We start from the raw sequence: 15,333 nt of genomic DNA, 5'->3' as shown, positions 1-15,333 counted from the left end.
GCGAAGAGACGACTGAGAGACGATGACGAAGCTGCTGAGCGACCTGATTGAGATCCCGGAACGGGTGACCTCCGGGGACTACGTCCTAACCATCTCCGATGGAGTGGACGAGCGGTTCAAGGACGTCACGATTCGGGACTATGTGGTCACCGAGCAGCTCGCTGCCAGCTTCGACAAGGCGCTGGGACTCATCCAGGAGGCGGTTGAGCGTCGACGCTCCCACGCGGCTTACCTCGATGGATCGTTCGGATCCGGCAAGAGCCACTTCATGGCGGTCCTCCACGCCATCCTCAAGGGTGATCCCGCGGCCCGTGGCAAGAAGGGTCTCGCGGACATCGTGGGCAAGCACGACTCCTGGCTAGCAGGACGGAAGTTCCTCCTCGTGCCTTACCACGTGGTCGAGTCCCGATCCTTGGAGGCAGCTGTTCTCGGAGGCTACGTCGCCCACGTACTCAAAGCGCACCCGGACAAGCCCCTGCCTGCGGTGTTCGTAGATGACGAACTCATTGCGGACGCTGCGCAGATGCGGGCCGACGAGGGTGACGAGACGTTCATAGCGCGCATCTCTCGTGGTGGCTCACAGTGGCAGAAGTCCTGGGACTCCAATCTGCTGGATGCGGCGTTTGCGGCGCCGCCTAGCGATGCGGAGCGACGGCGTCTGATCGGTGACCTCCTGATGGGGCCGTTCAAGCGGTACGCCCGTGCCGTTCGTGCCGACGCCGAATCGTATATCTCCCTCGACGAGGGCCTGTCGGTAATCAGCAAGCACGCCAAGAGCGTCCTTGGTTATGACGCAGTCGTGCTGCTCTTGGATGAGCTCGTGCTCTGGCTGTCTGGACTGGTCAGTGACACCAAGCACATGACGCTGGAAGCCCAGAAGATCTCCAAACTGGTGGAGTCGGCGGAGAATGAGCGTCCAGCGCCGATCGTCAGCTTCATCCCCCGGCAGCGAGACCTGAAGGATCTGGTCGGTCGAGACCTCGCCGGCGGACAAGCGGGCAGCCTGTTCGACACGCTGAACTACTGGGCCGAGCGCTTCAACGTGATCAAGCTGGAAGATCGCAATCTTCCGGAGATCGTGAAGCATCGGATGCTCCGCGCAAAGCCGGGAGCATCGGCAGAGCTAGACGCAGCATTCGCCCAGACAACTGCTGTGCGTTCCCATGTCTGGGAAACCCTTCTGGACGCACAAGGTGGTGTCGGTGATCGCGAGTCGTTTCGCGCGACCTATCCGTTCAGCCCCGCATTTCTTCACGCCATGGTCGACCTGTCCGGCGCGCTTCAACGGCAGCGCTCAGCTCTGCGACTCATGCAGCAACTTCTGGTTGCCTACCATGACGTCCTAACGGTTGGCCAGCTCATGCCGCTCGGCGCCATCTACGACGTCCTCACCGATGGCAAGGACGAGCCGTTCTCCGACAAGCTCAAGGGTGAGTTCGCCCAGGCTCAACGCTTCTACAAGGTCAAGCTGAGGCCATACCTGCTGAAGAAGCACGAGCTCACAGAGGATCAGGCTCGGGCTCTGTCCACCCGTCACGCATTCCGCTCCGACGATCTGATCGCCAAGACCCTGCTACTGGCGGCGTTGGTGCCAGGTGTTCCCGCTCTTCGTACTCTCACCTCATCGCGCCTGGCTGCACTCAATCACGGTGCGGTTGTTACATCCCTTGCGGGGCGCGAACCACGAGCTGTTGCCGAGACGCTCCGGAAGCTGGCCAATGAGTTTGGTGAGATCCGTGTCTCCGAAGCCGAGGATCCAACAGTCGAAGTCGCCCTGATAGGCGTCGACACCAAAGCCATCCTCGCTCAAGTGGTCGACAAGGCCGACGAATCCGCCAAGCGCACCACGATCAAGGAGCTCCTTTGGTCGGAGCTGGGCGTCGTGGACAAGGGCCAGTTCGTCCCCACCACTACGGTGATCTGGCGTGGAACCCAGCGGACGGTGGAGTTGGCTTTCGCGAACGTGCGGGATCGCGACAAGGTCGCCGCTGCAGAGTTCTCGCCGACGGACCCCGAGGCGATCCGGTTCGTGATCGACTATCCGTTCGATTCGGGCACGCATAGCCCTGCCGAGGATTACCGGCGAGTCCGAGAGCTCCAGGCCGAACTTGATCGGCCGCCGACGCTGGTGTGGATGCCGCACTTCCTTTCCGCGGATCGGATCCGCGATCTGGAAGACCTCATCAAGATCTCATTTCTACTGGAGCGGGATCTACTCACTGACTACACCCCCACACTCAGTCTGGAAGACCGCCATCACGCGCGCACTCAACTGGACAATCGGCGCGCTGCCCTCCGGTCGAACCTGATCGGGACGATCAAGGCTGCGTACGGCATCGACAGCGACCGGGAACGGGACGCGGATCTGGGCGCCAGGGCGGAGGAACACATTCTCTGTCTGGACTCCCAACTCCAAGCCAAGCCACGGGTGGGACAGGGTTTCCCCGAGGCGCTCCGCTATCTATCGCTGCTCCTCCTCGATCACCGGTATCCCAAGCATCCCGACTTCGACATACAGGGACGTCGTAAAGAGATCTCCCGTTCGGAGCTCTTGACTGTGCTTCAGACGGTCGAGCTGGCTGCCCAGGACAAGGTCGGCAGACTTGAGATCTCTGGAACCGACGTCGCCGTGCTGAAGCGGATCGCCAATCCGCTGAAGATCGGAGTGATGCACGAAGCCGCGTTCGTGCTCGGGGACGAGTGGAAGCAACTCATTGATCGAAAAGCAGGAACGGCCGCTTCAGAGGTGGCAGTCTCCGATATTCGGCGCTGGATCCAGGACGAGCAGCCAGGTCTTCCCCCGCTGGTGACCGATCTTCTGATCTCTTGCTACGCGATTCAGGCAGATCGGGCCTGGGTCAGGAGCGGACAGCCTCAGCGAAACGCTCCGGATCTCGGGAAGATTACCGGCGACCTGGTTCTGAGACGCCAGGAGCTGCCATCCCAGACTGACTGGGCTCTCGCTTGCGAGCGCACAAGAGACATCTTCGAGGTGGCCGTACCTCCGGTGCTCTCGGCGCGAGCCGTACAGGCCCTTTCTGCTGACTTGCGGGTAAGGGCCTCGGAGTGGTTGCCTGCGATCGAGGGTCATGTGGCAGAGCTCAAGCGCCATGCCGCCACGCTCGGTCTGGGCGGCTCAGCTCGGCTCACAACTGCACAAGTCGCGGCGAGCATGCTCAACCGGCTCACTGTGGGTGATCCCACTGCAGCCATTCAGGCGCTCGCAGGCGCAAAATTGCCGGAGGAGGCCGCTATCTACCGAGCGTGCCTCCGCAGCGCGCAGGCACTGACCACGGCGCTCGCGAACGTGCGGTGGAGGTTGATCGACCAGCTTCCGATCCTTGCCGCGGGCGAGGGCGAGAAGGCAGAGCCAGCTCGGGCGATCCTCGATCAAGTGCGAATCGCGGCTGGTCACAACGAGCACGAAGTCCAGCTGGCCGGAGCACTCGCACGGGCTGAGCAGGACGCGATCGATCTGCTTACCGAGCCGTCTCCACCCTCGCCAGGTCCGAGTGGTGGAAGCGAGAAGCTCAAGCCCAAGCCACCGGGGACAACCCGGCACACAGTGCGAGGCAAGGAGGCGCGGGCAGTCACCGAGGAGCTTCAAAAGGCCATGGCCGACAACCCGAACGCCGAATTTGAGATCACCTGGCGGATCGTGCGATGACGATTCCGTCGATAATTCCCATGGCGAACCTCGCGGTCGTCGAGGGGGAACTGCGTCGGGCTAGATCCTTCATCGAGAAGCGCAATCGGCCCGAGAGAGTGTTGCTCCTTCGTGCTGCTCCAGAGTGGCGCGGCGATGCCGAAATTTCCTCGGACGGCATCACCGCCACCGTAGTGGCCTGCCCAACTGTGCTCTCCGTGCTGGACGCGATCAGCAGTCCTCGTGAGCCGGACACCTTCCTGGTCGTCCTCACACCATGCGACGATGAGGAGATCGGGCTCTCCGTCTTGGCCGGAGCTATCGAACATGCGGTTAGGCCGATCAATCGATGGGACCTTGTCTCCGATGACTTCGGGGCGAAACGACTGGATCCACGCCTGGCCAAGAAGGAGTGGCGCTGGCTCGCCGAGTCCCTGCTCGACGCCAAGCCCCGGGAGACCGGATGGCGGAGACTCACCGGTCCGGTGCTCACACTGGAGACCGCGCTCAATCGGCTGACAGCGATCAGATTCGGCGGCTCGTCCGACGAAGAGCAGCTTGACGCGGCAGCGCTGCTGGAGTGGACCTTGAGCGACGTTACCCTGACGCGCTTCTCCGACCTACGCCAGGAGGAGCGAGACGGGTTGGGCGACTGGCTCTCCGAAACCATCGGTCCAGTCGCTCGCGTGGTATTCCGCATGGTTAAGAGCGGGCAGGGGCCCGAGGCTGTGCCGCTCGGGCTCGCTGTGTCGGAGCTACAGGAACCCATGCTCAAAGAATCGGATGATGGCATCGAATCCGACACAAGCTCAACACGCGTCCGCATCACCGCCAGGGTCCGCGCGGAAGAGCGCTTTTTCGGTGGACAGGCCCCCTCCGTAACCGACATCGCGAGCTTCGCCGAGGCCTGCGAGTCGCTTGTGGTTCGATGGAGTCTGGGTTCGCGCGCCCAGTTGGCCGATGAGATGTGCGATCGGGCACAGCAGATCCTTCGTGGACTTGGTGCAGACCGATTGGCTGGCGCCAGCTCAATTTTGGACGCGGGCTTCAATGCTCGCTTGGCTGCCTTGACTCACACGATTTCCCAGGCGCTGCCCGCGCCACGTGGTGGAGATATCTCAGCGATCGAAGAGGCGTGGGCGCGACTTGGGGAGCATCGTCGGACGATTGCCCGAGCCACCGAAGTGGAAGCGGCGGCGTCAGCCGTACGGCTGACGCGCTGGCTTGCCCTGCCGGCGAAGGAACCTGGGACGTTGCGTGACGGGGCAACGGCATACCTGAGGGAGCACGCCTGGGTAGATCGTGCTCTAGCCCAGATCTGGGGTGCAGACACCACACGCGTTCCATCCGCCGGGAGTGCTTATGGGGCACTCTACGAAGCGGTCCGTGAGCGCCGTGCGGACTTTGATCGAGTGTTCGCAGAGCGGCTCACGACATGGACAGAAACTTCCGCTGAGACTGGAGAGCTTGTCCTCGCCGAGAACCTGCTGGAGCGGATTGCCCGACCACTGGCCGAACGGCGACCTCCTCTGATCATCGTTCTGGACGGTATGAGCGCTGCCGTTGCTTGCGAACTCGCTGAGGACATCGTCAACGGGCGCCGCTGGATCGAGACAGGCCGACGCGACGACGGGCGTGAGCCAGCTATCGCTACGGTCCCGTCGGTCACTCAGTTCTCGCGGGCCAGCCTGCTGTGCGGCACGCTGCGCGCCGGTGGGCAGCCAGAGGAGAAAGCCGGGTTCACCTCGTTCTGGCGGGGCAGGAATTCGGTTCTTTTTCACAAGGGCGAACTGCGTGGAGGTGCAGGTACGCATATCTCCAACTCCGTGTTGGCCGCGATTCGGGACGCATCCACGGTGGTAGGTGTAGTGCTGAACACCATCGATGACGCATTGGATCGGGGGCGAGAGGATGGATTGCCTCATTGGCGACTCACCGATATCGCCTTCCTCAATTCGCTCTTGGAAGAGGCCTGGCGGGTGAGCCGTCCAGTCATCCTCACCTCCGATCATGGGCATGTGCTCGACCGCTTGAACGACATTCACTCAGCTTCAGCCGACTCAGCACGCCACCGTCTTGGAACTCCTGGGGATGGGGAGATCGAGGTGCGAGGTAGGCGAGTGCTGTCAGGGCCAGCCGTAGTCGTACCGTGGGACGAGCGGATTCGGTACACACCACGTAAGGCGGGCTATCACGGCGGGGTGTCTCCGGCGGAGATGGTCGTTCCCATCCTGGCGTTCGTACCCACACCGGAGCTGGTGCCGAAGGGGTGGGCTGAGTACAGCACGCCCGTTCATGCTCCCGCGTGGTGGGATACCCCGGTGGCGGCGATACCTCCAGCGACCTCATCTGCTGAGAGCACCACGAAGAAGAAGGCCCAAAAGCAGCGGCCTCCCCTTGGGGATTTCCTCTTCGATGAATCGGATGTTCCGGCTGCGGCCACGCTCGGTGCTTCTGTCGCCGCTTCGGCGCTGCTTGCCGCGCAGCGAACCTTTGTACGTCGGGCGCCCGACGACGTAGAGATCGCCAAGCTGATCGACGGGCTGGTCTCAGCTGGAGGAAAGCTGCCGGTCACAGCCGCTGCGGCGCTCGTAGACCAGCCGGTCTTCCGCATGTCCGGGTACGTTGCGCAGGTGGCCAAACTGCTCAACGTGGATGGGTACATAGTCATCGCCGAGACTGATGGCGGTCGCACGATCGAGCTGAATATCGCACTACTCCGCGAGCAGTTCCTCGGGACCAAGTCGTGACCAGTCCCGGATCGGTCAGCGCAGTCCGCCGCCGCGAGGTGGTCGATGCGCTCCGCAGGGGTACGGTCCCGTCCGCTGGCCTCGATATGTTCGCCGTGGGGCTGGAGCGGTTCGAGAACGCGCTGGATGACGAGCTTTCTGCTGCTGCCTCAGGCTCTGCGGTCTTCAAGGCCGTAAGGGGTGAATACGGCTCCGGCAAGACCTTCTTCGCACGGTGGCTCGCCGAGCGGGCCAAGCGCCGGGGGCTGGCAACCGCTGAGATTCAGATTTCGGAATCCGAGACGCCACTGCACCGGCTGGAGACGGTTTACCGACGGCTGGTTGAACGGCTGACCACCGCTTCCGCGCCGCCCAGCGCGCTGAGGGACGTGATCGACGGCTGGTTCTTCACGCTGGAGGAGGACGTTCTCGCCGCTGGCTCTATCGCGGCGAATGACGTCGACGCGCTGAGCGCAGGAGTTGACGAGTTGCTGGAGCTGCGGCTCTCTGGAGTGGCACGGACCACACCGGCCTTCGCCGCAGCCTTGCGGACCTATCGCCGGGCTCGGTTGAGTGGGGACAACGCGCTTGCCGAGTCGCTCCTCGCCTGGATCGGAGGACAACCCAACGTGGCAGCCTTGGCTCGTCGCGCCGCCGGAATCCGCGGCGATCTGGACCATTTTGGCGCGCTCGGGTTCCTGCAGGGCCTACTCACCGTGCTACGTGATTGCGGCCATCCGGGGCTATTGGTGGTTCTGGATGAGACCGAGACGCTGCAGCGGGTACGGACCGACGTGCGGGAAAAGGGACTGAACGCGCTTCGACAATTGATCGATGAGGTCGATTCCGGCCGTTTCCCAGGGCTCTATCTGATGATCACCGGGACGCCGGCGTTCTATGACGGACAGCAAGGAGTACAACGGCTCACCCCGCTGACTCAGCGACTCGCGACCGACTTTAGGACGGATCCTCGGTTCGACTCGCCCCGAGCGGTGCAAATCCGCCTCCCTGGGTTCGATCTTCCTCGATTGGTGCAGCTTGGCTCTGCCGTACGAAATCTCTACGCAGCGGGAGCGCAGTCTCCCAAACGGGTGGAGGCGCAAGTAGACGACGCATACATCGCGACACTCGCCTCCGCCGTCGCGGGCGGATTCGGGGGGAAGGTTGGCGTGGCGCCCCGCGTCTTCCTGCGGAAACTCGTAGCAGACGTGCTCGACCGGGTGGACCACTTCCCCGACTTCGATCCCCGTCAGCACTACGTGCTCACAATGTCTGCTGGCGAGCTCACCGAGGAGGAGCGCAACGTCCTGGTTGTTCGTGCGGCCGATCCCGGCGATGTAGATCTCGATCTGCCGTGACGATCGAGCGGCTACATCCGTCCCTGGCCCATCACATCGTGAACACGTTGGGCTGGCCGGAGCTGCGCCCGCTTCAGGCTGCCGCTGTGACGCCGGTGCTCAACGGATCGGATGCTCTTCTATTGGCACCGACTGCCAGCGGCAAGACTGAGGCCGCCGTGTTCCCGATCCTTTCAGCGATGGCTTCCGGCCAGTGGAGCGGTGTCTCGGTTCTCTACGTCTGCCCGTTGAAGGCGCTCCTCAACAACCTTCTCCCGCGCCTGGAACTGTATGCGACCTGGACGGGCCGTCGGGCCGCCCTCTGGCATGGGGACGTTTCGACCGCACGCCGGCAGTCGATCCTTCGGGATCCGCCGGACATCCTGCTGACCACTCCCGAGTCGATCGAATCCATGTTGGTCTCGACGAAAGTCGATCACCGGCACCTCTTCGCGGGACTCCGTGCAGCGGTAGTTGACGAGGTACACGCTTTCGCGGGAGACGATCGTGGCTGGCATCTGCTTGCCGTACTGGAGAGACTCACCCACCTGATTGGGCGTCCAATTCAGCGAATCGGGCTGTCTGCGACGATCGGGAATCCGGCCGAATTGCTCTCCTGGCTCCAGGGCTCCAGCAAGGGAACTTGCTCCGCCGTAGTCGTCGCTCCGGATTCCCAACCCCCCACTCCGTCCCGTGTGGAAAACGCGTCTGTCCTCTCGGCACCTGCGGAACCCGACGTGCAGCTCGACTATGTCGGCTCCATGGCGAACGCAGCGCGGGTGATCGCCTCTCTCCACACCGGCGAAAAGCGCCTAGTGTTTGCCGATTCCAAGCGCCTTGTTGAAGAACTCGGAGCCGCACTTCGGGCGCGCGGCGTCACCACGTTTCTATCCCACGCATCGCTCTCTGCCGACGAGCGCCGTCGCTCCGAGCTGGCTTTCGCGGAAGCGAGAGACTGCGTCATCGTGGCGACGTCCACCCTAGAACTTGGAATTGACGTTGGCGATCTGGACCACGTCATTCAGATCAACGCTCCCAGTTCGGTTGCGTCATTCCTCCAGCGACTTGGCCGTACCGGGCGCCGGCCTGGAAGTACTCGGAATTGCTTGTTCCTCACATTGGACCAAGGCTCGCTCTTGGCAGCCGCCGGACTACTGCTGCTCTGGCGACGTGGCTTCGTCGAGCCGGTCCACCCCCCGCCGGATCCCCGCCACATCATCGCCCAGCAGATGCTTGCCCTCTGCCTGCAGGAGCATCGGGTCGGCTCCCATCTGTGGCCTGAGTGGTGGAACGGACTCTTCGGAGATGCCGCGAAGCCAATCGTCGACTACTTGGTGGCAGAAGGATTCCTCGAACAGGACGGCGGGATGCTGTTTATCGGTGCTCTCGCCGAGAAGCGCTTCGGCCGCCGCAACTTTATGGACCTCACGGTCGTCTTCACAGCCTCGCCTGAGTTCACCGTTCTCTCTGGCCGGGAGGAGATTGGCCGTACAGATCCCGGGCTACTAACCGAGAAGATCGACGGACCCCGTCTGATTCTGCTCGGCGGCCGAACCTGGCGAGTGACCTGGATTGACTGGAAGCGCCGCCGCTGCTTCGTCGACCCATTTGACGGCTCGGGCGGCAAAGCGCGATGGTTCACCCCCGGAATGGGCGGCACCTCCTTCGAACTTGCGCGGGGTATGCGTGACGTTCTTCTTGGTGCCGATCCTCCTGTCCGCTTGACTCAACGAGCGATTGCGACGCTAGCAACTACGCGAGTGGACTCGAGGGACAACGTGCACCCGGGCGGGACTGTGATCATCCACGATGGATCTGATCTCCGCTGGTGGACGTGGGCAGGGTACCGAACCAACGCAACTTTGAAGGCGACCCTTGGTCGGCTCGCCGACGAGGCCCAACGCGTCGATGACCTCAACATCCGTCTCAGGACAGATCTGACGCCGGCTGCCTTCGCGGCCGCCCTGCAGGAGCTGGATGGCCGTCTCTGCTTGCCCTCGGTGGACGACAGAGCGGTCGCGGGGCTGAAGTTCAGCACAGCGCTACCGCTGCATCTTGCCGAGCGAACGCTGGCTGCTCGATTGGTAGACCTCTCGGGCGCGGCGGACGTCCTCGGAGAGCCCTACGGCTTCGTTCAGCTCTGAATGCAGCCTCACCCACATAGGCCTGTGGATAATGGGGCCTGATGGCAGACCGCACGACCGCGACGAAGCGGCAGTGAGACGCCGTGTCGGAGGCCGTTGTGGATTCTTCGACAAACTGGCCAGCGCGGGCCTCGCCTCCGTGGAATCTCCACCACACCACCACCGTCATCCGCTCCGGCCACCCCTGCGGCCCCGCTCGCCTCAAACACGACGTAGCTACCTATAGCTCCACCCGCTGACCTCGGGCGCTCAGCCCCGCTTCTTCGGCGGCCGTCCTCGGCGGGGTTTGGGCGGCCGCCACGCTCGCAGGGTCTCGTCGGCAACACCGCACTGATCCTGGAGTGTCCGTCGCAAATGCCTCAGTTCATCGGCGCGCGCGCCCTCCGGGGTTCCGCAGGTGCCATGCCACTGGTCGATCCAGGGCTGGAGCTCGGCGAGACCCGCGATCTGGGGGATGAGGTCGGACGCCTCGACGCCCGCGCTCTTGGCGTCGAGGGCGTGCAGGGCTAGCGCCGTCCCTCGTTCCAGTGCGTTCCATCCGGCCCAACCAAAGGCCACGGTCACCCCGCTGCCGGAAGGGTAGGAGATGAAGGCCTCGTTGGCGATGTCGTTCTTGCCTCGAGCACGCCAGTAGGAAGGCCTCAGGAAGTCGGCCGAGGTGTACCGGGGCGGGACGGGAAGCCCTACTCGGAAGGCTTGGATCTCCGCCTCGTCGGTCAGCATGTCCTCCTGCCGCTGGGCGTCCCAGACCTCCTCCCAGTTGCGGCGCTTACGGAGGCCGGTCTCGGTGAGGCGCATCGCGGCCAGGAAGGGGACGCTCTCCTCGGTGAGGATGGAGGTGAGGACCTCCTCGATGGGCTTGCCGGGGGCGGCGAGCGAGGCCAGGCGGGCCACGCGGGCGGACCGGCCCAGTTCTTCGAGGAGCCAGCCGAGCGCGCGGATCCTGGGCTGGGGGACCAGGGATCCATCGTTCTCGTACCAGAGGTCACGCTCCTCTAGACATGTGATGAGCCGTTCACCGGCTGCCTCTCGCAGGTGCGTCTGCCAGTCCTCGGTTGTCCACCGCCTTTTGTACTCGGGACTCTCGAGGACTCGGAGGGCGGCGGTCGAGGATATGGCGCTGATGCGCCGCTCCACGAGAGTTCGGTAGGACTCCGGCCAGCGGGCTGGGACCTCGGTGGTAGCCGTTCGGCCGTGCCGGGAGAACCAGTCGGAGGTCTCCCGTCCCGCGGCGATCGCTCGGGCGAGCAGAATCTCGAACGGACGCTCACCGGGGACCAAGGACGGAAGCTCGTCAAGGGAGCGGAGTGCTAGGTCGGGAGGGCAAAGCCCGTAAAGGGAGTAGACGTGCCAGTCGAGTTCCTCCTGGTGTACGGCCATCCGCGCGCTCACCTCCGTCCACTTCAGGCGAGCATTTTCGATCAGCTCCTCGGAAGGCAGGTCCGCACCGGCGAGGACGGCCAACGGGTCTGCCGCCTCCGCCTCGGCCGCGAGCGCGTCCAGCGCCGAGGGGAGGTCGGGGTTCCACGACCGGTCTGACTGCCAGCCGTGAGGGAGCGGCACGTCACCGGTGCGTGTTCCCGTGAACTCGTAGTACAGCGTCCAGGGTTCGCCAGATCCAGTCTGGTCGGTGCGTGGCTGACCCTTGCTATTGCTGTGGCGCTTCAGCCAGAAGCCGAGCAGCGAGCTGTTCAGGAGGGCGTTGAGCCTGACGATGTCGGTGCCGCTCGCGTCTTGGTCGAACTCGATAACCGGCGCAGAGTTCAGCGGTGTGGCTCTGGTCCGGACGATCGCGAAGTGGTTGTGAGTGCTTACCCAGGAGAAGACGATCGACCAGGGGTGTACCCCCTCGTCGCGGGAGATCTGGTGCCAGGAGTACCACGGGCGCCCTTCGGCGAAGTAGGTCGTGCCGCCGAAGGATCTGCGCTGGCCCAGCAGGGTCCGGTACGGCCACAGTCTCCTCGCAAGGTGAGGGAAGTTCTCAGGGGCTCGCTCGCCGAGCTGGATACCAGTGCGATCGCAGACGGCCCGCCAGTCCCGGACCCCGGATCCCGAGATCACGGGGACGAGTGGCGTGGGCTCAGCCTTGATCCGTCGAAGGGTGGCAGGGGACGCGGTGAGGATGTCGTCAGCTCCGGTGCTCGCGCGGTAGCCGATGCGCCTGACGTGATCGGCGAGTGGGTCTCCCGTGTCCATGGCCTGGAGGATTGCGGTGGTGTCGGTGCCAGCGAGGTTCCAGGGGAAGGTTGTGAGGACGGATCGGTCGAGCTCTAGGTTCTGCATCCATGCGGAGGGGCGTGTGTCGTCGCTGAGGCTGGCCCGGATGCCGCGCCAGACGTGTCCCTGCGCGGGATCGTCCGGAACGGATGGTTCGCCCTTCAAGCCCAGGACGATCTGGACGCGTGGGAACTCGGGGGTTTGATTAACGCCGAAGAGCAGCACTGTCGGCGTCCCATGCCCCGGGATGTAGGCACCCGAGGTGTCGACGACGCACCGGAGGTCGACCGTGGGAAGGAAATCCGTGATCAGCCTGCGGCCGAACTCCCGCTTCATGAAGCTGTTGGCAAGCAGGATCCCGACGTGTCCGGGGGAGCGCGTGCCGCGGATAGCGAGTTCAAAGAACCGCACGGTGAACGGGACGGTCAATGCGTAGCGCCCCACGCTGACGGGGTAGGCCCGGCGGTATAGCAGGCTTTCGGCCTTGTCTGCGACCGCCAGATAGGGCGGGTTACCCACGACGGCGTGGTAGCTACCAGGGGCTAGCAGCGCGTTGTCGGCGAAGGCGCTCACGTCGTCAGCACGACGCTCCGGGGATTCCAGCCGTTCGAGGAGGTCGGACTCGGGCCATGGCCGACCGGCGAGCAGCACGTCGCCGGTCGCGATGATGGGCAGGAGCCGGTCGGTGTCACGCAACATGCGGATGCCGCTCTCCCGCATGGCGACGATGAGCAGACGGAAGCGGCTGATCAGGGTAGCGTTCGGATACTTGTCGACGCCGTGAAGGCTCCGCAGGACTCGGGCGGATCGTTCCTCCGGCGTCAGGGCCGGGTCCGACCGTTTCCAGTAATCGGCGAGGCGATTGAAGGCCAAGAGGAGGAAGGTACCGGATCCGCAGGCGGGGTCGATCAGGCGGAGAGCGTCGAGACCGTGCTCCTGTATCGCGGGGTCGAGGGTCTGGTCGAGAACGAGATCGGCGACGAATTCCGGGGTGGGGAGCAATGCATAGGTCCGCGAGGCGGTCTCGGAGAGGCCCTGATAGAGGTCGCGCAGAAAACCGGTGTCCAACGCCGGATCAGCGAAGGAGCGGTGGCCGGACCGCCAGAACGCGATGAGCGCGACAGCAGCCTCGTGGGACAGGGGAATCCGACCCAGCGGGTTAGTCGCAGGATCGAAGATCATGGCCATGGGGCGGGCGACGCTCAGGTCAGCGAACCCGGCCAGGAGCCAGTCACGGGCTGTGGCGGTCGGGTTCTGACGGAAGAAGGCGGCCTCCCGTACCGCAGCAAGTCCGGGGCCATCCGGGCCCGATAGGTAGGGCTCGGAGATCATCGTGTTGTCCTCGGCGAAACGCAGGAGGACTGTGCCGAGGAGCCAGGCGGTCGCCGTCTCGGAGAGCGTCGCGGCGCGCCAGTCCGAATAAGTGGCGGTGGTCAGGCGTCCGGAGATCAGCTCTGCCCATTCCGAGCGCAGGCCTTCCTCCGCGCCGAAGGCATTGGCTTGGGCGCTCAGGTCATCGGTCAGAACGGCCAGCCGTGCCCTTAGGTCGCGGAGGAGCGTCCGTGGATCCATGGCTTGCATCCCTTAAATATTTGGCACGTGTTAGTCGAGTTGATGTTACTCTACTTGAAGTCGGCTTCCTCAGACCTTCTCCTCCTGCCTCTAAAGAGGGCCTGCTGGTTCGTGGATCCGGTGCAGCCGTCGTGTCGGCGATTCTGTCGACAGCTGCCGAGCGTACCGAAATCAATCCAGACGTGTTTGGGTTCACGCGACGACGGGCCGATGGAGAAGATATGCAATGGGGTGGGAAGGTGGGGTTCGCCTTAACGGCGGCCGGTTCAGCGCTGGCTGGCCTGCCCTGGTGGACTCTTCTCCTCGGCGCGGGCCTAGGAGCGTTCTGCTACATGGCTGACCGGGTTATGCGGTACCGGCTGAGCCTCAGTGTCATCGACAAAGCCGGAGAGCTTGACGCGGCGGTGCTCCTCGCCACGGTCTGGGAGCGCTCGCCGCAGCCGCGACGTGCTGCGAACCGGGGACGTGCGGCGCGGAAGTGAGGTTTCCGCGCCGGGGGTCAAGGAAGCGGTGTTCGACACGACCGCACTGGATCTTCCTGCAGCACTTCCTACTCAAGGTGGGCGGTGGCCCGCTGCCACACACGGAACAGGCTGGGGCGACTAGGGCGTGTCCCGTGGATCATTGAATGGGGTCGCGGAGCCAGATCCTAATCGAGGCGACGTCGACGGTGCCCTGGTAGATGCGCTCGCGCTTGTCGGTGCGCAGGGCGACCGCACGGTAGCCCTTCAGCTTGTTGACGCACCGCTCGGCGGTGTTGCGCTCCTTGTAGCTGTCGGCGTCGAAGCCGGGTGGTCGCCCGCCCCTGCTTCCTCGCTTGAGGCGGTTGGCCTGCTGATCCTTCTTGATCGGAATGACCGCCTGGATACCGCGCCGGCGCAGGTAGGCGCGGTTACCCCTGGAGGAGTACGCCTTGTCGGCCAGCACCCGGGCGGGACGCTTGCGGGGGGCGACCCACACCGCGGCGCACGATCCGTACGCCCTCCAGCACCCGCCGGAAGTACGGGCTGTCGGCGTGCTGGCCAGGACTGATGATCCGCGCGACGGGGCGGCAGCGCCGGTCGGCGACCAGATGCACCTTCGTGCTCAGCCCGCCCCGCGAGCGGCCCAGCGCCTCCCGCCCCTTGGCCGGTTTGTGATCTACGACGCCCCCTTTACCGGGAAGTCGGCCGGCGGCGCCTTTCGGACTCCGGCGGCATGCTGATGGGCGCGCACCACGGTGGAATCCACACTCAGCGTCCAATCCTCACCCTCGGCCGCATCGCATCCAGCCCGCAACCCGTCCAGGATCTTCTCCCAGGTACCGTCCATCGACCAGCGGCGATGCCGGTTATAGACGGTCTTCCAGTTCCCGTACCAGGGCGGCAGGTCACGCCAGGTGATGTTGGTCCGGACCCGGAAGAAGACCCCATTGATGACCGTTCGGTGATCGGCCCACCGACCACCCTGACGCGGGTTGACCGGCAGCAACGGCAGCAGCCGTTCCCACTCCTCATCCGTCAGATCGTGACGCTTCAGACGCTCCTCATCCACACGGATGATCTACACCAAACCCCCACCAATGATCCACGGGACACGCCCTAACTCCGACCCAGGTCCATCGAACTCAAGGCCGATCACATCGCTCAAGGTGGCGGTGGTGAAGCGATATGACCTGCGGCACCTGAAGACGACTTGGACGTACCTGG

Annotated in this window: 6 protein-coding genes and 1 pseudogene; 5 read left to right on the top strand and 2 right to left on the bottom strand. The window is 64.2% G+C overall.

The features are described 5' to 3' along the window. The first annotated feature begins 22 nt into the window (after window positions 1–22). Genes ABFX55_RS40565 through ABFX55_RS40550 form a run of 4 tightly spaced genes read left to right on the top strand, consistent with a single transcriptional unit; the run spans window position 23 to window position 9,856 of the window. Complete coding sequence (locus ABFX55_RS40565; protein ID WP_346128671.1) at window positions 23–3,667, top strand: BREX-2 system ATPase PglY family protein; 3,645 nt, start codon at window positions 23–25, stop codon at window positions 3,665–3,667. Continuing rightward, on the top strand, window positions 3,664–6,396 hold the full coding sequence (gene pglZ, locus ABFX55_RS40560; RefSeq protein WP_346128669.1) for a BREX-2 system phosphatase PglZ: 2,733 nt from the start codon (window positions 3,664–3,666) through the stop codon (window positions 6,394–6,396). Before ABFX55_RS40565 ends, pglZ begins: the two co-directional genes overlap by 4 nt. Then, on the top strand, window positions 6,393–7,733 hold the full coding sequence (brxD, locus tag ABFX55_RS40555; protein WP_346128668.1) for a BREX system ATP-binding protein BrxD: 1,341 nt from the start codon (window positions 6,393–6,395) through the stop codon (window positions 7,731–7,733). The genes pglZ and brxD overlap by 4 nt, the downstream gene beginning before the upstream one ends. Then, window positions 7,730–9,856 (top strand): DEAD/DEAH box helicase, encoded by a 2,127-nt coding sequence (locus ABFX55_RS40550; RefSeq protein ID WP_346128666.1) that lies wholly within the window; start codon window positions 7,730–7,732, stop codon window positions 9,854–9,856. Before brxD ends, ABFX55_RS40550 begins: the two co-directional genes overlap by 4 nt. Before the next feature lie 249 nt (window positions 9,857–10,105). On the opposite strand, the gene pglX is transcribed toward ABFX55_RS40550, so the two are convergent. Continuing rightward, entirely contained in the window at window positions 10,106–13,645 is a 3,540-nt protein-coding gene (gene pglX, locus ABFX55_RS40545) for a BREX-2 system adenine-specific DNA-methyltransferase PglX (protein ID WP_346128665.1), read from the bottom strand. On the opposite strand from pglX, the gene ABFX55_RS40540 reads away from it, so the two are divergent. Further along, on the top strand, window positions 13,636–14,127 hold the full coding sequence (locus ABFX55_RS40540) for a hypothetical protein (RefSeq protein WP_346128664.1): 492 nt from the start codon (window positions 13,636–13,638) through the stop codon (window positions 14,125–14,127). The two genes, pglX and ABFX55_RS40540, sit on opposite strands and share 10 nt — an antisense overlap. A gap of 139 nt (window positions 14,128–14,266) precedes the next feature. Here ABFX55_RS40540 and ABFX55_RS40535 read toward each other — a convergent pair. Further along, a pseudogene (locus ABFX55_RS40535) lies at window positions 14,267–15,163 on the bottom strand (IS5 family transposase). Window positions 15,164–15,333: the final 170 nt, after the last annotated feature.

Source organism: Nonomuraea roseola, assembly GCF_039535395.1.
Lineage (GTDB): Bacteria > Actinomycetota > Actinomycetes > Streptosporangiales > Streptosporangiaceae > Nonomuraea > Nonomuraea roseola.
Note: the sequence above shows the minus strand (reverse complement) of the source record. Positions and strands in the feature narration are given on the sequence as shown.

Excerpts from the sequence above, each read along its gene's own strand:
- ABFX55_RS40565 (WP_346128671.1), top strand. The coding sequence starts at position 23 with ATGACGAAGCTGCTGAGCGACCTGATTGAGATCCCGGAACGGGTGACC.
- pglZ (WP_346128669.1), top strand. The coding sequence starts at position 3,664 with ATGACGATTCCGTCGATAATTCCCATGGCGAACCTCGCGGTCGTCGAG.
- pglX (WP_346128665.1), bottom strand. The coding sequence starts at position 13,645 with ATGGATCCACGGACGCTCCTCCGCGACCTAAGGGCACGGCTGGCCGTT.